The sequence below is a fragment of the Streptomyces ardesiacus genome (assembly GCF_003112575.1).
GTDB lineage: Bacteria > Actinomycetota > Actinomycetes > Streptomycetales > Streptomycetaceae > Streptomyces > Streptomyces ardesiacus.
This window is the reverse complement of sequence record NZ_BEWC01000002.1, coordinates 363740-385671: the sequence shown is the minus strand read 5'-3', so window position 1 is coordinate 385671 and position 21932 is coordinate 363740. Positions and strand designations below refer to the sequence as shown.

The following is a 21932-nucleotide window of genomic DNA, read 5'->3' as shown; positions in this document are numbered from 1 at the left end:
CCCCTCCTCCACACCCCGCCCGTCACTCCCCGCCCCGGGCCTTCTCCCCGGGAAAACCGTCGGCCGGCAGAAGGTCGTAGGCGTCGCTTCCCCCGACGGCGTCGCCCGCGTCGAACAACCCGGCCGGCACCGCACCCCCGTCGCTCTTCCGCTGCCCCGGCTCCGCCTCGCCCCGCCTCCACCACCGCCCCGCGGAGGGCACCGGCACCCGCGCCCACGGCCGCCCTCCCCCACCGCCGTCGGCCGCCCGGGCGGCAGTTCCCCGCCCCCGCCACGCCCGCCCCACGACCGCCACCGGCACCGCCACCGCCCCGGCCCACGCCAGCGTCGCGCCACCGGCCTGCCACCACACCGGCCCGAACCGGGCCAGCGCGGCGCTCCCGAGCGGCCCGCCGGCGAAGGCGGCCAGCAGCGCGACGAAGGCCGCGCACAGCACGGCGGCCACCGCGGCGGCACCGGCCGTCCGCCGCCACGACCACAGGGCGCCGGCCGGTCCCCGCGCGCCCGGCGCACCCACGGCCCCCGGCGCGACGCCCCGCACACCGGCCGCGCCCCCCGTCGCCGCCCGCGCCGTGAACCACCCCACCGCCGCCCCGGCGGCCAGCGGCACCGCCCCGGCCGCCCAGTGCAGCGGCGTACCGGGTCCCGCGTCCGGCACCGCCGCCAGCAGCGGGAACGGCGGCAGCAGCGGTGCCGGAGCGGAGGAGGCGGGGGCCACGACGTGCCCGGCGCCGAGCACGAAGCCGGGGCCGAGGGCGTAGACCGCCGCCCACACCGCCGCGTTCGGCACCAGCGCCAGACAGAGCAGCAGCACGGCGAACCGCCCCGACCACCCGTCGGTCAGCCGCAGGAACGACTCGGCCGCGGCGGCCCCGTGCCACAGGAGCGACACCGCGAGCAGCAGCGCACCGCCGCCGACGAGCACCGCCGCACCGGCGCCCGCGGCGCGCGTCGCGGCGCCCAGGCGCGCGTCCGGCTCCACCACCAGTTCGCGCAGTGTCCGGGGCAGGACGCGCAGCGCCCGCCCCACCGGCCCGCCCGGGCGGCCGAACGCCGTCCACACGCCGGCGCCCGCCGCGCCCATGGCGACCAGCGGCAGACACACCGCCGCCCACCACGGCGAGGGCCGCAGCGCGCCGCCCTGGGCGTACAGGACGACGGGCGCGGCGACGCCGAGGTAGCCGAGGACGACCCCGCTCCAGGCCACGCGCGCGGAGACGGGCGGCGGCCCGGAGTCCGGCGCGCCCGCCAGCCACGCCGGGCGTACGCCGGCTCCCGCCCTCGGGGCCGCGCCGACGGCCACGCCCACGCCGTCCCCGGGGTCCGTGGCGTCCCGGGCGGCGCGGTGCAGCAGCCACACCGGCAGGAGGAGGAACAGCAGCGGGGTGACGCCGACGGGCGCGGGGGTGCCGGAGAGCGTGTCGGCCCGCACCAGTTCCGCCCCGTGCGCCAGCGTCCACAGGGCCGCGGCGACGCGGAGGGCGCCGCCGGGCCCGCTGTCGGGGTACGGCGAGCTGATCCACAGCAGCGTCACGAGCGCGGCGCACGCCGCCAGTCCCAACAGCGCCGCGAACACGCCCCCCAGGAGACCGGCGGCCAGCCCGGGCGACCGGTCGCGCCACCGGGTGCGCAGTCGGGAGAGCGGGGCTGGACGGGCGGTCGTCTGGATCACGCCCGCCATGCTCCCAACGACACGCGCTTTCCCGGCGTAACGAGCGAAGCCCCGTTGTGTCGCTCAATATATGTTTATGTACTTTTTCGTACGAAGGGGTGCCCAGTGACCCGCCGCCCCGCGACCCCGCTCCCCCCTCCCAAGGAACGCCGACACCTGCGGGAGAGCGCCGCGTTGACGCAGGCTCAGCTCGCGGAACGGGTGGGCGTCGCCCCCGGGACGGTCCGCGCGTGGGAGAGCGGCCGCACGACTCCGCGGGGGCGGAAACGGGAGGCGTACGCGAAGCTGCTGAAGACGCTGGCCGAGGAAGCGGCAGCCGGGCGGGCAGCGCGTGACCCGGCGTCAGAACCGCGGAACGCCGCAGGGGCGAACAGGACGGGGCCGGAGCCGGAGGCCCACCCGGAGCCGGAGGCGCACCCGCAGCCCGCGCCACACCCCCAGCCCGCGCCACACCCGGAGCCCGATCCGCGCCCGGAACCCGAGGGGCACCCGGAACCCGAGGGGCACCCGCAGCCCCTCCCCGAGCCCGCGTCCGAGCCGCTTCCCGAGCCGCGCCCCGCCCCCGTCGCGCTGACGCCCGCTCAGGCCTTCGACGCGTTGTACGAGTTCGGCGCCCCCGCCCTCGTCCGGCAGACCTACCTGCTGACCGGCCGTCGCGAGCAGGCGCGCGAGTCGGTGGAACGGGCCTTCCAGACGGCCTGGGAACACTGGCCGGAGGTGGCGCGCGACCGGGACCCGGTGGGCTGGGTGCGGGCGGCGGCGTACGAGTACGCGCTCTCTCCCTGGCAACGGCTGCGCCCGCGCCACCGCCGCCCGGAGCCGCCCCCCGCCGACCCCGGCGACCGCACCCTGCTGAACGCCCTGCTCAGGCTCCCGCCCAGGCACCGCCGCACCCTCGTGCTGTACGACGGTGTGGGCCTGGACCTGCCGGAGACGGCGGCGGAGACGGAGGCGAGCACCCCGGCGGCGGCGCACCGGCTGCTGCACGCCCGCGAGGCCGTCGCCGACCGGCTGCCCGCGCTGGCCGACCCGCAGGTGCTGCACCGGCGGCTGGCCGAACTGGCGTCGAACGAACGGCTGGGCGCGGCACGGCCGCCGTCGGTGCGCAGGGGCGGCGAACGCCGGGCCAGGTTCCGCACCCGGGCCGCGATCGCCTTCACGGTCGCCCTCATCGGGACCACGGCCCTGACCCTGCGCACCGCGCCCACGCACTACGAACCGCCCGTGTCCCCCGGGCAGGCGGTGCGGGGGGTGCCGCCCAGGGTGGCCCAGGGCTCCCTGTCGGACGAGGAGCAGGAGCTGCGGCGGAAGCTGCGGGACCAGTGGCAGGGCGGGCCGGAACGGCTGCGCCCGGGGCTTGAATGAGGCGGCCCGCCCCGCGGCCCGGCGCCCGGCGCCCGGCGCCCGGAACACCGAAGCCCGGAACGCCGAGCGGCCCGCCCCCTGTGAACGGAGGGCGGGCCACTCGGTGCGGAACGGGCCGGTGGGACGGCTGTGTCAGCCGGCCAGGATGGCGCGGGCGAGCTTCGCCGTCTCGGTCGGCGTCTTGCCGACCTTGACACCGGCGGCCTCCAGGGCCTCCTTCTTCGCCTGGGCGGTGCCGGACGAACCGGAGACGATGGCGCCGGCGTGGCCCATGGTCTTGCCCTCGGGCGCGGTGAAGCCCGCGACGTAGCCGACGACCGGCTTGGTCACGTTCTTCGAGATGTACTCGGCCGCACGCTCCTCGGCGTCGCCGCCGATCTCGCCGATCATGACGATCAGGTCGGTCTCGGGGTCGGCCTCGAACGCGGCGAGCGCGTCGATGTGCGTGGTGCCGATGATCGGGTCGCCACCGATGCCGACGGCGGTCGAGAAGCCGATGTCACGCAGCTCGTACATCATCTGGTACGTCAGCGTGCCGGACTTCGAGACCAGGCCGATGCGGCCCGGCTTGGTGATGTCGCCCGGGATGATGCCGACGTTGGACTGGCCCGGGGTGATGATGCCGGGGCAGTTCGGGCCGATGATCCGGGTCTTGTTGCCCTTCTTGCCGGCGTAGGACCAGAAGGCGGCCGAGTCGTGCACGGCGATGCCCTCGGTGATGACGACGGCCAGCGGGATCTCGGCGTCGATGGCCTCGACGACGGCGTCCTTGGTGAACTTCTCCGGCACGAAGATGACGGAGACGTTGGCGCCGGTCTTCTCGATGGCCTCCTTGACGGTGCCGAAGACCGGTACCTCGGTGCCGTCGAAGTCCACGGTGGTGCCCGCCTTGCGCGGGTTCACGCCGCCCACGACCTCGGTGCCGTCACCGAGCATGAGCTTGGTGTGCTTCATGCCGGTGGCGCCGGTCATGCCCTGGACGATGACCTTGCTGTCCTTGTTGAGCCAGATAGCCATGGTGTGTTGGTGTCCTCGTCCTGAGTGCTTACTTGGCGGCGGCGTGAGCCAGCTCGGCGGCCTTGTCGGCCGCGCCGTCCATGGTGTCGACGCGCTGGACCAGCGGGTGGTTGGCGTCGGTGAGGATCTTGCGGCCCAGCTCGGCGTTGTTGCCGTCGAGACGGACGACGAGCGGCTTCTCGACCTTCTCGCCGCGGTCCTCCAGGAGCTTCAGCGCCTGGACGATGCCGTTGGCGACCTCGTCGCAGGCGGTGATGCCGCCGAAGACGTTGACGAACACGGAGCGGACGTCCGGGTCGCCGAGGATGATCTCCAGGCCGTTCGCCATGACCTGGGCGGAGGCGCCGCCGCCGATGTCCAGGAAGTTGGCGGGCTTGACGTTGCCGTGCTTCTCACCGGCGTACGCGACGACGTCCAGGGTGCTCATGACGAGACCCGCGCCGTTGCCGATGATGCCGACCTCGCCGTCGAGCTTGACGTAGTTGAGGTTCTTCTCCTTGGCGGCGGCCTCGAGCGGGTTGGCCGCGGCCTTGTCGTGGAGGGCCTCGAAGTCGGGGTGACGGAACTCGGCGTTGTCGTCCAGCGACACCTTGCCGTCGAGGGCGAGGACGTCGCCGGAGGCGACCTTGGCCAGCGGGTTGACCTCGACCAGGAGGGCGTCCTCCTTGATGAAGGTGTCCCACAGCTTGACCAGGATGTCGGCGACCTTGTCGGCGACCTCGGCCGGGAACTTCGCGGCCTCGACGATCTCGCGCGCCTTCTCCGGCGTCACACCGTCGATCGCGTCGATCGGGGTCTTGGCGACGGCCTCCGGGCGGGTGGCCGCCACCTCCTCGATCTCCATGCCGCCCTCGACGGAGGCGATGGAGAGGAAGGTGCGGTTGGCACGGTCGAGGAGGAAGGAGACGTAGTACTCCTCGACGATCTCGGGGGCGGTCTCGGCGATCATCACCTTGTGGACCGTGTGGCCCTTGATGTCCATGCCGAGGATGTCCGTCGCGCGGGCGACGGCCTCGTCCGCCGAGGCGGCCAGCTTCACGCCACCGGCCTTGCCGCGGCCACCGACCTTCACCTGGGCCTTGACGACGGACTTGCCGCCCAGACGCTCGGTGATCTCGCGCGCCGCCTCAGGCGTGTCGATGACTTCACCGGCCAGCACCGGTACATCGTGCTTGGCGAAGAGGTCCCTCGCCTGGTACTCGAACAGGTCCACGCGCTTCCGTCCCTATCAGTGATCTCGCGGTTCGTTGGATGCGTGGGCGTGCCGCGAAGGGCAACGTGACGTCCGCCGTGAGGTCACAAGGGGGGCGCACACGGTGTCCGAGCGCGCGGCATGTCCGTCTCGCAGGTTATCGCCGCTTGCGGGGGGTCTCTAAATCGTGGGTCACACCTGAGCGGTGATGCCTGTCACATGATGCCGCGCTCACTGGCACGCGGTGCCGGGCGTGAGCGGGCAAGCGGCCGCTTCGCTCCAGGTGGGGGGCCTCACCGGGCTGGGGTTGGCCCGGTGAGGCCCGTGGCTCCCCCGGCGGGCCGCGTGCGTGCGGGCCGCCGGGGTGCGGGCCGGGCGGTCCCCACCCCAATGGGGACCGCCCGGCCCGGACCGCGGGGGTACGGCCGGACGGAGGCCGACGGCTTTCGGCCGTCCGGGGCCTGCCGCCCCGCGGAGTCTGGCGGTGTCGGTACGTGCCCGGCGGACCCGGGCCACGAGGTGACGGGGGCGTGCGCCGCGCCGGGTGCGCTGTGCCGGGTGCGCCGCGCCGGGTGCGCCGCGCCGTGTGCGCCGCGGTGCGGTGCGGTGCGGGTGCGTGCGCCGCGGTGCGGTGCGGGTGCGGCCGGGCTGTACGCCGGGCTTGTGGGTGCCGGTGCCGGTGCCGACGTCAGTGCGAGTGCCAGGGCCGGATGCCGGGCGCGGGGTCCCCGTGAGGGCGTCCGGTGGGCGGGGTGCACGCTGGTGCGGCGCGCGGCGCGCGGCGCGTGGCACGTGGGCGTGGCACGTGGGCGTGGGGCTCGCGGCGAGTGGGGTGCCTGGCGCGGGCGTGGCGGAGGGGCGGGCGTTCTAGGCGGGGGAGACGGGGATGTCCCGGTACGGCTCCCTGACCCCGGCCGCCTCGGTCCGCTCCGGAGCGCCGGGCACGAGGCGGAACGTGATCCCGAACGGCGGGCCGACCGCGCGTGCGTCCCCGTGGCGCGGCGTCGCCTGGTCGGCGCCGGACGCGGTGCCGAGGGCGCCGTCGGGGTCGCCGGTGGGCGCGGGGCGGGCGGAACCGGCGGGGGCGTGTGCGGTGGGCGCGGTGTGCCCGGGCGCGGCTCGGTGCTCGTCGGCGGTCGCGGCCGGTGCGGTGGGTGCGGTGAGTGCCTGGCCGGGAGCGGGCTCCGGACCGTACGTGACGGTGAGTGCCGGGGTTCCTGCTCCCTCGACGACTCGGGCGTCGGCGGTACGCGGCGGGGCGGCGGTGCCGGAGACGTCCGGTGCCGCCGGCGGGGATGCGGGCTCGGCCGCGGGCCGGGGCCCGGGAGCGGCCGGGCCTGAACGACCGGACGTGTCGCCGACGTCGATCCCCGACGGGCCGGGAAGCACCCGCAGGGGCGGCACCTCGGCCGGACCGACGGTCCCCGCGACCGCCTCCAGCCCCTCGGTCACCGTCTCGACCACGTCACCGACCGGCCGTACGACCCGGTCGGCCACGGTCCGGACGGCGTCCCCCGAGACGGGACGGAGGTCCACGGGCACCGTGCCGGAATCCGCTCCCGGACCGGTTCCGGCCGCCTGCACGGATCGGGTGTCCTGCGGGCCCTGCAGCCGCGAGGGGGCGTCGAGGACGCGGCCGACCGTGTCCGTCGAGGGGCCCGGCGCTCCGTCGGCCGCCTGCGCCCGCCCTCCGCAGAGCAGGCCCAGCACGCACAACCCGCCCAGCAGCAGCGCCCCGTACAGCGCACGCCGCCCGGCCGCCGTGCGCAGGACGCGCAGAGCGGCACCGGGCAGGACTGCTGACGAGACCAAGAGGGGGAGGTACCTCCCGTGCGACGGAACGGACCGCGCGTCGAACGTCGGGCAACGCATCGACGCGCCGCGCGATACTCGCACGGGGATCCTCGGGTTGCGCAAGCCCCCTCCCGCCGATGGGCCGTCCTATCCGATTCGCCCAGGGGAACCGGGGCACCGGGAGCAACGCGTCGTCAGCCGGCGTCCGGTATCGGCAGGGGCCTCCTCTCGATCGCCGCCGCCATCACCTCCGGGAAGTGACCGGGCGTGCACGCGAACGCCGGTACGCCGAGCGCGGCGAGCGCCGCCGCGTGTTCACGGTCGTACGCGGGCGTCCCCTCGTCCGACAGGGCCAGCAGCGCCACGAATTCCACGCCCGCCGACCTCATCGCCGCGACCCGCTTGAGCATCTCGTCGCGTATGCCTCCCTCGTACAGGTCGCTGATCAGCACGACCACCGTCCGAGCGGGTCTCGTGATCCTCGACTGGCAGTACGCCAGGGCGCGGTTGATGTCCGTACCGCCGCCCAGTCGGGTGCCGAAGAGCACGTCGACCGGGTCGTCGAGCTGGTCGGTGAGGTCGGCGACCGCCGTGTCGAAGACGACGAGCCGGGTGTCGAGCGAGCGCATGGACGCCAGCACCGCGCCGAACACCGACGCGTAGACCACCGACGCCGCCATCGACCCGGACTGGTCGACGCAGAGGACGACCTCCTTCTTCACCGCGCGGGCCGACCGGCCGTGGCCGACGAGCCGCTCGGGCACGACCGTGCGGTGCTCCGGCAGGTAATGCTTGAGGTTGGCGGCGATCGTGCGGTTCCAGTCGATGTCGTGGTGACGGGGCCGGCCGGTACGGGCGCTGCGGTCCAGTGCTCCGGTCAGCGTGGCACGGGTGCGGGCGGCGAGCCGCTTCTCCAGATCCTCGACGACCTTGCGCACGACGGACCGGGCCGTCTCCCTCGTCGTGTCCGGCATCGCCTGGTGCAGGGAGAGCAGGGTGCCGACCAGGTGCACGTCGGCCTCGACGGCCTCGAGCATCTCCGGCTCCAGCAGAAGGGTGGCGAGGCCGAGCCGGTCGATCGCGTCCCGCTGCATGACCTGGACGACGGAGGAGGGGAAGTAGGTCCGGATGTCCCCCAGCCAGCGCGCCACGGCGGGTGCGGAGGCCCCGAGCCCGGCCGCACGGTCCTTCCCGGGCCGGGTGGGCGTGTCTCCCCTCCCGTAGAGGGCGTTGAGCGCGCCGTCCATCCCGGCGTCCCGTCCGGAGAGCACGTGGCCGGTGCCGTCGGCCGGATCACCACCGAGGACGAGACGCCACCGCCGCAGCCGTTCCTGTGCCGCCCCGTCGTCCTCCAAACCGGCCGACGACACGCCTCCGGTCGTGCGCGCGCCCACGGACCCGGCCACCTGCCCGGGCGCGGGTCCGGTCACAGGTCCGGGCGCAGGTCCGGTCGTGTGCTCGGTCGCGTGCCCACTCATGTGTCCGTGCGTCTGCCGGATCACGTGTCCGGTCATGCCGTGTCCACCCCCGTCAGGTCGTCGTCCCCCGCCCGGTCCCGGCCCAGGATCAGCCGGACCACCGGCAGCACCGCGTCGGCCCGCGCGGTGTCGAGGCCGGCCGCGAAGCCCGGTATGCCGGAACCGGCCCCCGTCACGCTCCCCCGCGCCCCCGGTCCGCGCCTGACCAGCTCGCCGACGCCGCGGCGCACGCCCGGCTCGTGCGCGGAGAAGGTGCGGCGCAGCAGCGGCAGGACGTCCGTGAACGCCTCCGCCGGCACGCCGGTCAGCCAGGTGTCGATCAGGGCGAGCAGCCGCTCGTCGTGCAGGAGGAGCATGCCGCCGCCCGAGCCGCCGCCGACGAAGCCCTCGACCCAGGCCGCCGCGTCCGCCGGCGCTGTCCCCGGGGACAGCGCCAGGCCCATGAGCCGCGCCGCCTCGTCCGGTGCAAGCTCGCCGTCGTCCAGCAGGAGCCGTACGGCGCGCCCGCGCACCACGCCGGGCACGGTGTCCCGTGCGGAGAGGGTCCGCAGTACGGCCCGCCAGCGGGGCCGCGGGTCGCCGTGGCCCGGCGCGGGCGTGCCGCCGAGCAGGCCCACGGCGATGTGCACGGCGTCCACGTGGCGGCGCATCTCCTCGGCCGCGTCCGCGTCCAGGGCGGCGCAGGCCGCGGGCAGTCCGACGAAGACGCGCTCGGCGAGACCCGCGGCGACCTCGGACAACGCCGCGGTGTCCGTGCCGCGCACGTCTCCGTACCGCAGCGCACGCACGAGGGCGGGCAGGGCCTCGGCGAGGTGACCGACGTCCGTGTCGAGCGCGGCCCGGTCGGCGAGTATCCGCATCACCGGGGAGAGCGCGTCCGGAAGGCCGGCCAGCAGGCAGCGTTCGGCGAGCGCGGTGACCTCGGCGAGGTCCCGCGCGGCGACGGCGTCCGCCTCGGCCCTGGCGGTGGCGGCGGAGAGCACGGTGGTGCCCCACACCCCGGCCTCGGCGACCCGCACCGACAGCTCCGGCTCCCAGCGCAGTCGCCACGTCTCCCGGAACGTGCCCGTGCTGCGCGAGGCGGCCGGCGCCCCCCAGCCGATGCCGAGCAGCCGCAGCCGGTGCAGGAGTCTGCTGCGCCCGGCGTCGGTCTCCTTGCGCAGGTCGAGTTCCAGCTCGCGCTCCGGCGCCTCGGGCTTGAGCCGCAGCCGCCGCTGGCTCCGGGCGAGGTCCCGCTGCAACGGCACCGCGGGCGCCCCCGCGGGGACCTCGCCCAGCACGTCCCCCACCACGAGCCGGTCGTGGACCAGCGCCAGCGGCACGTCCGAGCCGTCGCACAGCACCGCCCGCGCGGCGTCCGTCACCTCGGTCAGTCCGGGCAGCGGCCGTCCACGGACCGCCGCGAGCGCCTCGGCCAGCCGGACCGCCTCGATGACGTGGGCCGGGGAGACGACCCTGTCCTCCTCCCGCAGCAGTTGGGCCACTCCGGCCAGCCAGCGCTCGACGGGCCGGTCGGCCGCGGCGAACAGATGCCCGTACCAGCCCGGCGACTCGATGCCCGCCCCGTACCCGCCGGCTCTCGACAGTCTGCGGTGGGTCCAGGGCACCCAGGTCATGTCCACCTTGGTCCTGGGCAGCCCCTTCACCAGGGCCCGGTCGGCGGCGACGGCGACCCGGCGCCGCAGCGCGGGCACGTGCCAGGCGCCGCAGACCACCGCCACTCCCTGCACGAACTCCCGTCCCGCTGCCCGGATCCGAAGGCGCATCCAGGCTTCCCGCACGAGGTCCCGTCCGTGAGCACCACCCCCTTCGTCACCACCCTCGCCGTCCTCCCCGGTCTCCCGCAGGGCCGTCATGGCCTCCTCCAGCGCCGCGAACGGAGCGACCGCGTCCCCCTCTGCCACGCCCCGGTGCTCGATCACGTCCTCCCACCAGCGCTCGGGATCGTCGTGCCCCGCGGCCGCGGCGAGGACGGCGAGCGGATCGCCCCGGACGTCGGGGAAGGCCGTACCGGGTCCGTCCCGGACGTCGGGAGGGGGCGTGCCGCGTCCGGCGCCTCTCCCCCGCCCGCCCGCCTGCCCCTCCCTGTCCGCGTCCACGTCCGCGTGCGCGCTCTCGCCCTCGTCCTCGTCCGCTGCTCGCCAGGCCAGCGTGTGGGCGGCGGGAAGGTCGATGAAGCGGGCCGGGACGTCGTGTTCCAGCGCCCAGCGGACCGCCACCCACTCCGGGGAGAACTCGGCCAGCGGCCAGAACGCCGAGCGGCCGGGCTCGTCCACCGCATGGGCGAGGAGCGCGACCGGCGGCCGCATGTCGGCATGGGCGGCGAGCGGGATCAGCGCGTCGGCCTCCGGCGGCCCCTCGACCAGCACGACACCCGGCCGGGCCGCCTCCAGCGCGGCCCGTACCGCCCGGGCCGATCCGGGTCCGTGGTGACGGACGCCCAGCAGCAGCGGCCCTTCCCCCGGGACACCGGCACCGGCACCGGCTGCCCCACCGGACGCGCTGACCGGGCGGCCCGCCCCCGCCCGGTCAGCGCCCGGCACGCCGTCCTCCTCGCCGCGCCCGCCGCCGTCGGCTCCAGGTCGAGTCCCCGTCCTCCCCCGTCGTACCGGCCACCGCCGCCTCCGTCCCGCGTCGCGTCCACAGCGTCCACAGCCCTGCGCCCCTCACGCCGACACCTCCCGGCAGGCCCGGTAGAAGTCCCCCCAGCCGTCGCGCTCACGCACGACCGTCTCGAGGTACTCCTGCCACACGACACGGTCGTTCCCCGGATCGCGGACGACCGCGCCGAGGACACCCGCCGCGACGTCGCCGGGCCGCAGCACCCCGTCGCCGAAATGGGCCGACAGCGCGAGCCCGCCGGTGACGACGGAGATCGCCTCGGCCGTGGACAGCGTGCCGCTGGGGGACTTGACCTTCGTACGGCCGTCGCTCGTCAGACCGTCGCGCAGCTCGCGGAAGACGGTGACGACACGGCGGATCTCCTCGGTGCCGTCGGGCAGCGACGGCAGGTCGAGGGAACGGCCGATCTGGTCGACGCGGCGCGTGACGATGTCGACCTCGGCCTCGGCGCTCTCCGGCAGCGGCAGCACCACGGTGTTGAAGCGGCGGCGCAGGGCGCTGGACAGGTCGTTGACCCCCCGGTCGCGGTCGTTGGCGGTGGCGATCAGGTTGAAACCGGGAACCGCCTGCACCTCCTGGCCCAGTTCCGGTATGGGCAGGGTCTTCTCCGACAGGACGGTGATCAGGGTGTCCTGGACATCGGCCGGGATACGGGTCAGCTCCTCCACCCGTGCGGTCATGCCCTCCGCCATGGCCCGCATGACCGGGCTGGGCACCAGGGCGTCCCGGCCGGGGCCGTGGGCGAGGAGCTGTGCGTAGTTCCAGCCGTAGCGGATCGCTTCCTCCGGGGTGCCGGCCGTCCCCTGCACGAGCAGGGTCGAGTCGCCGCTGACGGCCGCGGCGAGATGCTCGGACACCCAGGTCTTCGCCGTGCCGGGCAGCCCGAGCAGGAGCAGCGCCCGGTCGGTGGCGAGCGTGGAGACGGCGACCTCGACGATGCGGCGCGGGCCCACGTACTTCGGGGTGACCAGCGTGCCGTCCGGCAGGGTGCCGCCGAGCAGGTAGGTGGCGACGGCCCACGGCGACAGCTTCCAGCGGTCCGGACGCGGACGGTCGTCCTGCGCGGCGAGCGCGGCCAGTTCGGCCGCGAACGCGTGCTCGGCGTGCGGACGCAACACCTCGGTCCCGGACGTCTCCGCTACGCATACGGGCATGGCTGAGTCCCCCTCCAGCTGGGCCGGTTCGATCTGCCGTCCACGGTGCACCACGCCACTGACAATCACTCTGACCTGCACAAACGCTCGCGGCGGGGCCATTGTCAGTGGCGGGATCTACCTTCGATGGCATGGCTCGGCGGCAGGTGCACGGACCACGGACCAGGTGCCGGGGACCAGTTCCTGACGCGACGTCACGCAGAGCGGCGGCAGGTGCGTCCCGTCGCGGGCCGGGTCCGGGCCGGGCCCGGGGCGGGAAGTGCGACGAGGACGAGGGGGAGGTGTGAGGGCCGTGCAGGGACCGAGCGGGGAGGGTGCGACGCCGGAGGCCGAGGCGCCGGAGGCGGAAGCGCCGGTCCGGGGGAAGCGGTGGATCGCCGGACGGCACGAGCGGGCGGAGGAGGGGACGGCGGTCCCGTCCGCCTCCGCTGCCACCGCCGTGACCGGTGACGCCGAGGCGGCGCGGCGCCGGGCACAGCGGCGGGCCGAGCGCATCACCGCGGGCGCGACGGAGCTGGAGCAGCGCCTCGTGGATCTCCTGCGCGGCGGCCTGGCCGGTGCCGGACAGGCGGGGGACGCCCTCTGGGAGGAGACGGCGGCCCGCATGGTCGACGCCCAGGCACCCGGACTGGCCGCGCGCGCAAGGGAGCTGGGGTCCATACCGTCGTCGGGCCCCGGCTGGCCGGTGCGGCTGCTCGAGGAGTGCGCGCTGCTCCACCTGCTCGACCAGGGCTGGTTGCGCCGCGAGGAGTTGCCGGACGGCCTGGCGGCGACGGTCCGTGCGCGCGTGGGCCTGCAGGCCACCGCGGACGGCCCGCCGGTGCGGGACGACTGGCTGGTCCTCGCCCAGTACGACACCGCGGACGCCCGGCTGACGACCCGTCGCGTCTGGTTGTACGGCCCGGAGTCGGACCGCACGGTGCTGCTCCTCTCCTACGGGGCCGCGGGACGGGCACCGGAGCTGACGCTGCCGGTGGGGCTGGCCCTGGACGCGGAGGTCTCGGCGTACCCGGGCGGCGCGGGACGGCGGCGAGCGGCCCTGGGGCGGCGGTTCGCGCCGCCCCGGCCCGCGCGGACCCGCCCGGGAGGGCTCACGACCTCGCAGGCGGCCGCCCGTTACGGCGACGCCCTCCGCGACGACCCGTGGCTGGACTCGGTGCCGGTGACCCTGGACCGGGTGGTCCCCGTACCGGACGGCGACGGCTGGCAACTGGCGGACGCCGACGGGGACACGGCGTTGCCGCTCACCCGCACCGCCGGAAGCGGGTCGGGACTGTGGCGGCTGGTCGCCCTGGCGGGCGGAGCGCCCGTCACGGTCTTCGGTGAGTGCGGCCACCGGGGCTTCACACCGCTGACGGCCTGGCCGGCCGGACCGGGACCGGCGGTGCCGCTGTGCTGACCCGCCCCGGACGACGGGTCCGGACCGGAACCAGAGGGGGAACGGCATGACCAGGACACCGGCCTTCACGGACACACCCGCCCCGGCGGCGGCCACCGTACGGGAGTCGGCCTCGCGGCCCACGCTCCCGGCACCCCCCGTGGTACCGGCAGCCGAGCCCGGCGCGTGGGAGGGGCTAGTCACCTCGGCGCTGCTGGGCACCGACCGACGTACTCCACCGGGTGGCGAGCGCGGGCCGGGCGCCGCGGCCGCGTTGCTGGACGCGGCGGCCGCGGAGACCGTCCGCCGTCGCGCCGGACTGCGCCCGGCCCGCGCAGCCCGGCGCCCCGTCCCCGCGCCCGAGGATCACCGGCCGCCGCTGCCCGGCCCGGCCGCCCGCCGGCTCACGATGCTGCTCACCGACCGCCCGGGCCCGGCGGGCGGCGGGCGCAGGGGCAGCGCGCCCGACCTGATGGAGTTGCTGCCCCAGTGGCTGGCGACGGCGAACGCGCGCGGTTTCGCGGCGCCGCCCCAGGCACTTCCGGCGCTGCTGGACGCGGCGCGGGGCCGTACGGACCTGCGGCCGGCGGCGCTGACGTTCGCGGGACCCCGTGCCCTGTGGCTGGCCCGGCTCAATCCGGACTGGCGGTTCGCCCTGCGGGCGGCGCAGGGCGGTGTTGCCGAGCTGTCCGGGCCTGGTGCCGCGGAGCGGGTACGGCAGCTCTGGGACGAGGGACTGTTCGCCGAACGGGTCGCTCTCCTGGCGTCCCTGCGCGCCCGCGATCCCGCCGGCGCGCGCGAGTTGCTCGCGTCGACCTGGGCGACGGAGCGGGCCGAGGACCGGCTGATGTTCTGCGACTCACTGCGGACGGGACTGGAGGCCGAGGACGAGCCGTTCCTGGAGCAGGCGCTGACCGACCGCAGTCGCAACGTCCGGGCCACGGCGGCGGAGTTGCTGTCGGCACTGCCGCGCTCGGCACTGGCCGCGCGGATGGCGGCGCGCGCCGCGACGTGCGTGTCCCTCGACCGCACCCTCAGTCCACCGGCGATCGTCGTCGAGGCCCCCCACGAGTGCGACGCGGGCATGGAGCGGGACGGCGTGACGGCCAGGCCACCGGGCGGGCGGGGTGAACGGTCGTGGTGGTTCGGCCAGTTGGTGGAGGCGGCCCCGCTCACCACCTGGGCGGACCGGCTCGGAGGACGGACTCCCGAGGAGATCGTCGCCCTGCCGGTGGCGGACGGCTGGCAGAGCGAACTGCACGCCGCGTGGTGCCGCGCGGCGGTACGGCAGCGCGACGGCGCCTGGGCCCGGGCGCTGCTGGGAGCGCCCACGGCGCCCGAGGCCGGCGGTCCGGGCGCGGTGTCCCTGGCGGAGCGGGCGAAGCTGCTCGGCACCCTGGACGCGGCCGAACGCGCCGAGTGGGTCGCCGGGTTCATCGCGACGCACGGCCTGTCCGAGGCGTTCCAGCTGCTCGGCATGTGCGCGGTGCCGTGGGCCGCGCCGCTCGGCCGTGCGGTGGTCGACGCGCTCAACATCGCCCGCGACGCCGGGAGCTATCCATGGAGCTTCAGCGGCGTCATGGGCCTGGCCGAACGCTGCCTCGACCCCTCGGAGGCGGGCCGTCTCGACGGCCTGCTGGCGATACCGGACGAGCCGGAGGACGCGTCGCCGGGGGCCGGAGGGTACTGGGCGGAGGCGTTCCACCGGCTGGTCAGGACGCTGCGGCTGCGTGCGGAGATGGACGGGGAACTCCGGGCGGGGTAGGCGTGGCGCCACGCCCGCACGGAACGCGCCGTCGCGGTCGCGGCCGTTCCCGCCGTGCCGGTGCGGGACCCGCAGCGGCACGGCAGCGGGGCGGCCGGGTCAGGCCCCCGCGGGCTCCCGCACGTTCGCCCGGACCCAGTCCACGATCGATGCCGTGGTCGCGCCGGGCGTGAAGATCTCCGCGACGCCCTTCTCCTTCAGCGGGGCGATGTCCGCCTCCGGGATGATCCCGCCGCCGAAGACCAGGATGTCGGCCGCGTCCCGCTCCCGGAGCAGTTCGATCACGGCGGCGAAGAGCGTGTTGTGCGCCCCGGAGAGGATGGACAGCCCGATCGCGTCGGCGTCCTCCTGGATCGCGGTGTCGACGATCTGCTCGGGAGTCTGGTGGAGCCCGGTGTAGATGACCTCCATACCGGCGTCGCGCAGGGCCCGCGCGATCACCTTGGCCCCGCGATCGTGGCCGTCGAGCCCCGGCTTGGCCACCACCACGCGGATCGGACCGGCTGCCACACCCATCACTGCCTCCATGAAGCGACTACATCCATCCGTACCGACAAGTACCGCACACTTCGTGCCTCGTGGCGCGGAGACCCCGCACCACAGCGTCCGGGGAAGTGAACGAACGTTATCGCCAGCATCCCGCAACCGGCAGTTTCGCGGTGAATACAGAGGGGGAAATCACACGGTGGGACATGTTCGCCGCGCCCCCTCCGGGCGTGGCGGCACTCTGCGCACGGAGCGCCGCAGCCCACGTCGCACCAGGGGCCTCGCAGGCCCGTCCAGCCCCATACGACCGTTCTTACCTGCATAAACCTCCCGAACATCACCCCTCACTGGTGTCACGGCGCTCCACGAGGGCACACGGGGGACAGAGGCGTCCCTGCGCGTGCCGACAGGAGGTCGGCCCATGAAGGTCACCACGGCAGCACTGCCCCTTCTCCCGCTCGTTCAGCGTCTCCTGCCCGGCCTGCCGGGACTTCCCGGGATCCCTGGGATTCCCGGGATCGCGTCGCTGCCAGGACTCTCCGACGTGGCGGCCCTGCCCGGCCGGTTGACCGGGCTCTCCCTGACCCTCCTGAAGGCGAGCGCGCTCGAAGCGGCGATCTTCGCCGGACACGTCCTCCTCTACCCCTCGGGGATCGTGCAGGAGCGCCGCCCGGCCGCCCGGGCCCTGCGGCCGGAGGACGCCCCGGACCCGCGGCCGTCACCCGGGGCCGCTCCCAGGCTGCCGGCCCCGGCCCGCCCCCCGGTCGTCCTGCTGCACGGCTTCATCGACAACCGCTCCGTCTTCCTGCTGCTGCGCCGCAGCCTGGCCCAGCACGGCAGGCACGCGATCGAGTCGCTGAACTACTCCCCGCTGACCTGCGACATCCGCACCGCCGCCGAGCTGCTCGGCCGGCACGTCGAGGAGATCTGCGAGCGCACGGGCAGCGAGCGCGTCGACGTCGTCGGGCACAGCCTCGGCGGCCTGATCGCGCGCTACTACGTACAGCGCCTCGGTGGCGACCGCCGGGTCCGCACCCTCGTGACGCTCGGCACCCCGCACGCCGGCACCAAGGTGGTCCCCCTGGCGAACGCGCACCCGATCGTGCGCCAGATGCGCCCCGGATCCGCGGTGATCGAGGAGCTGACCCGCCCGGCGCCCGGTTGCCGTACGCGCTTCGTCAGCTTCTGGAGCGACCTGGACCACGTGATGGACCCGCTGGAGACGGCCTGCCTCGCCCATCCCGACCTGGACACCGAGAACGTACGGGTGAGCGGCATCGGCCACCTCGCCCTGCCCGTGCACCCCGCCGTGGCCACGGGGATACGGCAGGCACTCGACACGTCCGGCGCCGAGACGGAAGCGGGCACCCGCACCGACCCGGGCTCGGGCACACACACCGACGGACTCACCGTGGCCTGAGACCGAAGCAACCCGTTCGGACTCGAACAGAAGTCGAACACAAGGCCAAGCCCGCGCCCGCCCTCCGCCAAAACACGGCCGATTGCCCGTTTCCTTCGCGCGTGAAACCTGCCGAAGATTGTCGTGTCCGTATACCGCCGGGTACAGTCACCGCACTGCTCTCGCAGCCCCTGTTGTCGAGGCGAAAGAGAAGTTGGTGAACGACCGTCACCCGTCGGGGACCGTGAACACCCCGGCTTCGGCTTCCGACGCCGCTTCGGCGCACTACGCGTCGTACGGCACAGGGGAGGCCCAGTACGGCGACCTCACCACGTACGGCGGCTACGACGCCACCGGTTTCTCCACCGGCACTTCCGGTACCTCGGCCTACGACGCGGACCCCCTGTTCGGCAGCATGCCGGGCCACGGCGGCGCCGCCCACGAGGCCACGGGCTCGTACGACACGACCCAGTGGTCGACCGGCGGGGCGCAGACCCTCCCCTACGACGCCTACCCGGCCCAGCACCAAGCCGCCTACGACACCGGCGCCTACGACACGACGACGTGGACGACCGGCCGCCAGCAGCCCGGCCCCGAGGCCGGCGGCCAGTGGGACACCGGCGCCTGGAGCGCACCGGACCAGCTGGGCGACCCGGCCGACGGCACCCAGCAGTGGCACTGGGGCACGCAGACCTTCGACACCGGCACGTTCGACACCGGTGCCTTCGCGACCGGCACCTTCCCGACCGGTACGCACGACACCGGCACGCACGACACCGGCGCCTTCGCGACCGGCACGCACGACACCGGCGCCTTCGAGACGAACTCCTTCGCCACCGGCACCTTCCACACCGGCGCGTTCGCGGGCGCTCCCGTGGACACCGGCGCCTACGACGCCACGCAGTGGAACACGGACGGCACCGCCACCGGCCCGTCGGAGGACCCGGCCGGACAGGCCGGACCGGCCGAGCACCCCGTGCCGGACGACGCCGAACCGGCCGCCACCGGTGAGCTTCCCACCGTGACCGCCCTCCTGGACGACCAGGAAGAGGTCACAGCGGCCGCGCCGGTCCCGGCCGCGCGCACCGGCTCCCGCGCCGGGGCGCGTTCCCGTCGCCGCCAGCCCGCCAAGCGCTCCGCGCTGCTGACCATCGCGGTGCCCTCGGCCTGCGTGATGAGCGTCGCCGGTATCGCGGCCGCCTCCGTCGGCAGCCTGACCGGCGACGAGGGCACGGACGCCGCGGCCTCCGCACCCGATCCGGGCAACGCGAAGGCCGCGCCGGTGAAGCCGTCCACCGCCAACAACAAGCTGGACACCCAGCTCACGAGCCTGGCCGCCGGAGCCGACGACTTCGCGGACCGGGCCAGCCGGACGCAGGAGCGCATCGACCTCAAGGCCGAGCAGGACGCGGAGAAGCGGCGGGCGGCGGAGGAGGCGGCCCGCAAGGAGCGGCTGCGCCCCAAGTTCGCGCTCCCGGTGGAGCAGCACGGCCTCAGCGCGTACTACGGGCAGGCCGGCATCAACTGGATGTCCGTCCACACCGGCATCGACTTCCCCGTGTCGTACGGGACGAAGGTGATGGCGGCGACCGACGGCACCGTGCGGACGCAGTACAACAGCGCGTACGGCAACATGATGATCGTGACCGCGAAGGACGGCACGGAGACGTGGTACTGCCACCTCTCCAGCTATCAGGTCCCCTCCGGTACGACCGTGAAGGCGGGCGACGCGATCGCGTTCTCCGGCAACTCGGGCAACTCCACCGGTCCGCACCTGCACTTCGAGGTGCGCCCCGGGGGCGGCTCGTCGATCGACCCGCTCCCGTGGCTGCGCAGCCACGGCATCAGCCCGACCTGATGCCGTAACGTCTCAGCAGACCAGGCCGTGGACCCGGGTCGTCGCCCGGGTCCGCCCCCGTCCCCGCCGCTCCCTCAGAGCTTCTCCACCGGCGCGTACCGCAGCAGGAGCCGCTTCGGCTTGGTGTCCCCGAAGTCGATCGTGGCCTCGGCGTTGGAGCCGGTGCCCTTGACCCCGACCACCGTGCCGAGCCCGAACTGGTCGTGCGTGACGCGGTCGCCGACCGCCAGCGCGACCGTCGGCTTCTCGGCCCCGGCCGCCCTGCGGGTGGCGAAGCCGGACGCGCCCGACGCCGAGGAGCGGGAACGGGACGAGGACAGCGAGGCCGCCACCCCCGAGACCGGCGCGGAGGACGCGGGCCCGTTGGCCCCGGTGCGCTTCCACTCCAGGTGCGGGGCCGGGATCTCCTCCAGGAACCGCGAGGGCGGGTTGTACGAGGGCTGGCCCCAGGCGCTGCGCAGCGTCGACCGGGTCAGGTAGAGGCGCTCGCGGGCGCGCGTGATGCCGACGTAGGCGAGGCGCCGTTCCTCCTCCAGCTCCTTGGTCTGGCCGAGGGCGCGCATGTGCGGGAACACGCCGTCCTCCATGCCGGTGAGGAAGACGACCGGGAACTCCAGGCCCTTGGCGGTGTGCAGGGTCATGAGGGTGACGACCCCGTCACCGTCCTCCTCGTCGGGGATCTGGTCGGAGTCGGCGACGAGCGCGACCTTCTCCAGGAAGTCGGCCAGGGTGCCGGCCTCCTCTCCCTCGGCACGCTCCTGCTCGAACTCCAGGGCGACGGCGGCGAGTTCCTGGAGGTTCTCGATGCGGGTCTCGTCCTGCGGGTCGGTGGAGGCCTGCAACTCCGCCAGGTAACCGGTGCGTTCGAGGATGGCCTCCAGGACGGTCGCCGGCCCGGCGCCGGACTCGACGACGGTGCGGAGGTCCTCCATGAGCGTGTTGAACCGCTTGACGGCGTTCGCGGAGCGGGCGGCCATGCCGTACGCCTCGTCGACGCGCCTGAGCGCCTGCGGGAAGCTGATCTTCTCCCGCTGGGAAAGGGCGTCGATCATCGCCTCGGCACGGTCGCCGATGCCGCGCTTGGGGACGTTGAGGATGCGGCGCAGCGGCACCGAGTCCTCCGGGTTGGCCAGCACCCGCAGGTAGGCCAGGACGTCCCGGACCTCCTTGCGCTCGTAGAAGCGGACGCCGCCGACGACCTTGTAGGGCAGGCCGGTGCGGATGAAGACCTCTTCGAAGACACGGGACTGGGCGTTGGTCCGGTAGAAGACGGCGACGTCACCGGCCTTCGCCTCGCCCGCGTCGGACAGGCGGTCTATCTCGTCGGCGACGAACTGCGCCTCGTCGTGCTCGGTGTCGGCGACGTACCCGGTGATCCGGGCGCCGTTGCCCTGGTTGGTCCACAGGTTCTTGGGGCGGCGGGACTCGTTGCGCTCGATGACCGCGTTGGCGGCGCTGAGGATGGTCTGCGTGGAGCGGTAGTTCTGCTCGAGCAGGATCGTGGTCGCGTCCGGGTAGTCCTCCTCGAACTGGAGGATGTTGCGGATGGTGGCGCCGCGGAAGGCGTAGATCGACTGGTCGGCGTCGCCCACCACGCACAGCTCGGCGGGCGGCACCTCGGCCTCCGGCGGCACGTCGACGGGGTGCTCCGAGGGGACGCCGACCAGCTCGCGCACCAGGGCGTACTGGGCGTGGTTGGTGTCCTGGTACTCGTCGACCAGGACGTGCCGGAAGCGGCGGCGGTAGTGCTCGGCGACGTCCGGGAAGGCGCGGAGCAGATTGACCGTCGTCATGATCAGGTCGTCGAAGTCGAGGGCGTTGGCCTCGCGCAGCCGCGACTGGTACATGGCGTAGGCCTGGGCGAGGGTCTTCTCGAAACCGTCGGCGGCCTGGGCGGCGAAGTCCTCCTCGTCGATCAGCTCGTTCTTCAGGTTGCTGATCTTCGCGCTGAACGACTTCGGCGGGAAGCGCTTGGGGTCCAGGTCCAGGTCGCGGCAGACCAGCGCCATGAGCCGCTTGGAGTCGGCGGCGTCGTAGATCGAGAACGACGAGGTGAAGCCGAGCTTCTTCGACTCGCGGCGCAGGATGCGGACGCACGCGCTGTGGAAGGTCATCACCCACATCGCGTTCGCCCGCGGGCCGACGAGCTGCTCCACGCGCTCCTTCATCTCGCCCGCGGCCTTGTTGGTGAAGGTGATCGCGAGGATCTGGCCGGGGTGGACACCGCGCTCGGCCAGCAGGTGGGCGATGCGGTGGGTGAGGACGCGGGTCTTGCCCGAACCGGCGCCGGCCACGATGAGCAGCGGGGAGCCGGAGTGGACGACGGCGGCCCGCTGGTTCTCGTTCAGCCCCTCCAGGAGCGCGGCCGGGTCCAGGGCGGGGCGCGGGGCGCCGTCCCGGTAGTGGGTGTCGCGGTCCGGAGGCACGTCGAACTTCCCGCCGAACAGATCGTGCGGAACCTGCTCCGGTCCGTGATCGTCCTCGGGCGGCGGCGGGGGTTCCTCCTCGTGACCGCGGGGGGTCTGGAGGCTCGCCAGGAAGCTGTCGTCAAAGAGGCTGCTCATCGCTCTCCGAGTCTAGGGCGCCCCACCGACAACCCGGTGCCACCCCGGAAAATGCCCGGCGTTCCCTGGCCGGGCACGCCCCGCGACCGGCCGGGACACGAAGAGTGACGCCGACGGCCGGCCCCGGGACGCCCGCACGGAAGGTCACGAAAATGTATCGGGCATATCACCCACCAACCTTCACAGCG

The 21932-nt window shown here is 74.5% G+C and carries 14 protein-coding genes; 5 read left to right on the top strand and 9 right to left on the bottom strand.

Features of this window, described 5'->3' with window-relative positions; genetic code table 11:
- Positions 1-22 precede the first annotated feature (22 nt).
- Positions 23-1681 carry a cell division protein PerM gene (locus Sdi02f_RS08770; protein ID WP_108933047.1) on the bottom strand — a complete coding sequence of 553 codons (1659 nt, stop codon included), beginning with the start codon at positions 1679-1681 and terminating at the stop codon, positions 23-25.
- Between the two features lie 96 nt (positions 1682-1777).
- Between Sdi02f_RS08770 and Sdi02f_RS08765 the strand changes: the two genes are divergently transcribed.
- Positions 1778-3037 carry a helix-turn-helix domain-containing protein gene (locus tag Sdi02f_RS08765; protein WP_167458144.1) on the top strand — a complete coding sequence of 420 codons (1260 nt, stop codon included), beginning with the start codon at positions 1778-1780 and terminating at the stop codon, positions 3035-3037.
- A gap of 132 nt (positions 3038-3169) precedes the next feature.
- On the opposite strand, the gene sucD is transcribed toward Sdi02f_RS08765, so the two are convergent.
- From sucD to Sdi02f_RS08730, 6 genes are all read right to left on the bottom strand, one after another.
- On the bottom strand, positions 3170-4054 hold the full coding sequence (sucD, locus tag Sdi02f_RS08760; RefSeq protein WP_030145560.1) for a succinate--CoA ligase subunit alpha: 885 nt from the start codon (positions 4052-4054) through the stop codon (positions 3170-3172).
- A 28-nt stretch (positions 4055-4082) separates the two neighbouring features.
- On the bottom strand, positions 4083-5267 hold the full coding sequence (gene sucC, locus Sdi02f_RS08755) for an ADP-forming succinate--CoA ligase subunit beta (RefSeq protein ID WP_030400306.1): 1185 nt from the start codon (positions 5265-5267) through the stop codon (positions 4083-4085).
- 846 nt (positions 5268-6113) lie between these two features.
- The gene (locus Sdi02f_RS08745; protein WP_108933046.1) at positions 6114-7058 is read right to left on the bottom strand and encodes a hypothetical protein; all 945 of its coding nucleotides are present in this window, start codon (positions 7056-7058) and stop codon (positions 6114-6116) included.
- 176 nt (positions 7059-7234) lie between these two features.
- The gene (locus tag Sdi02f_RS08740; RefSeq protein WP_438363741.1) at positions 7235-8434 is read right to left on the bottom strand and encodes a vWA domain-containing protein; all 1200 of its coding nucleotides are present in this window, start codon (positions 8432-8434) and stop codon (positions 7235-7237) included.
- A 116-nt stretch (positions 8435-8550) separates the two neighbouring features.
- Complete coding sequence (locus tag Sdi02f_RS08735) at positions 8551-11061, bottom strand: DUF5682 family protein (protein WP_108933045.1); 2511 nt, start codon at positions 11059-11061, stop codon at positions 8551-8553.
- Between the two features lie 123 nt (positions 11062-11184).
- Positions 11185-12294, bottom strand: a complete 1110-nt coding sequence (locus tag Sdi02f_RS08730; protein ID WP_108933044.1) for an ATP-binding protein — start codon at positions 12292-12294, stop codon at positions 11185-11187.
- 292 nt (positions 12295-12586) lie between these two features.
- Here Sdi02f_RS08730 and Sdi02f_RS08725 point away from each other — a divergent pair, with 292 nt between their 5' ends.
- Together Sdi02f_RS08725 and Sdi02f_RS08720 are read left to right on the top strand one after the other, a co-directional pair.
- A complete protein-coding gene (locus Sdi02f_RS08725; protein ID WP_438363740.1) occupies positions 12587-13693 on the top strand; it encodes an SWIM zinc finger family protein in 1107 nt (368 codons plus the stop codon).
- Positions 13694-13739: 46 nt separating this feature from the next.
- The gene (locus Sdi02f_RS08720) at positions 13740-15437 is read left to right on the top strand and encodes a DUF5691 domain-containing protein (RefSeq protein WP_108933043.1); all 1698 of its coding nucleotides are present in this window, start codon (positions 13740-13742) and stop codon (positions 15435-15437) included.
- Between the two features lie 99 nt (positions 15438-15536).
- Here Sdi02f_RS08720 and icmB read toward each other — a convergent pair whose 3' ends face one another.
- The gene (gene icmB, locus Sdi02f_RS08715; RefSeq protein ID WP_003974171.1) at positions 15537-15953 is read right to left on the bottom strand and encodes a coenzyme B12-dependent isobutyryl CoA mutase small subunit; all 417 of its coding nucleotides are present in this window, start codon (positions 15951-15953) and stop codon (positions 15537-15539) included.
- Positions 15954-16344: 391 nt separating this feature from the next.
- Here icmB and Sdi02f_RS08710 point away from each other — a divergent pair, with 391 nt between their 5' ends.
- Positions 16345-17343 carry an esterase/lipase family protein gene (locus tag Sdi02f_RS08710; protein WP_108933042.1) on the top strand — a complete coding sequence of 333 codons (999 nt, stop codon included), beginning with the start codon at positions 16345-16347 and terminating at the stop codon, positions 17341-17343.
- 196 nt (positions 17344-17539) lie between these two features.
- On the top strand, positions 17540-19180 hold the full coding sequence (locus Sdi02f_RS08705; RefSeq protein WP_031083192.1) for a M23 family metallopeptidase: 1641 nt from the start codon (positions 17540-17542) through the stop codon (positions 19178-19180).
- A 74-nt stretch (positions 19181-19254) separates the two neighbouring features.
- Here the strand turns inward: Sdi02f_RS08705 and pcrA are convergent, their stop codons facing one another.
- The gene (gene pcrA / locus Sdi02f_RS08700; protein WP_030400297.1) at positions 19255-21744 is read right to left on the bottom strand and encodes a DNA helicase PcrA; all 2490 of its coding nucleotides are present in this window, start codon (positions 21742-21744) and stop codon (positions 19255-19257) included.
- Between the last annotated feature and the right edge of the window lie 188 nt (positions 21745-21932).

Coding starts and splice junctions, on each gene's coding strand:
- Sdi02f_RS08770 (WP_108933047.1), bottom strand. CDS start 1,681: ATGGCGGGCGTGATCCAGACGACCGCCCGTCCAGCCCCGCTCTCCCGA.
- sucD (WP_030145560.1), bottom strand. CDS start 4,054: ATGGCTATCTGGCTCAACAAGGACAGCAAGGTCATCGTCCAGGGCATG.
- Sdi02f_RS08730 (WP_108933044.1), bottom strand. CDS start 12,294: ATGCCCGTATGCGTAGCGGAGACGTCCGGGACCGAGGTGTTGCGTCCG.
- Sdi02f_RS08720 (WP_108933043.1), top strand. CDS start 13,740: ATGACCAGGACACCGGCCTTCACGGACACACCCGCCCCGGCGGCGGCC.
- icmB (WP_003974171.1), bottom strand. CDS start 15,953: ATGGGTGTGGCAGCCGGTCCGATCCGCGTGGTGGTGGCCAAGCCGGGG.
- Sdi02f_RS08710 (WP_108933042.1), top strand. CDS start 16,345: ATGAAGGTCACCACGGCAGCACTGCCCCTTCTCCCGCTCGTTCAGCGT.
- pcrA (WP_030400297.1), bottom strand. CDS start 21,744: ATGAGCAGCCTCTTTGACGACAGCTTCCTGGCGAGCCTCCAGACCCCC.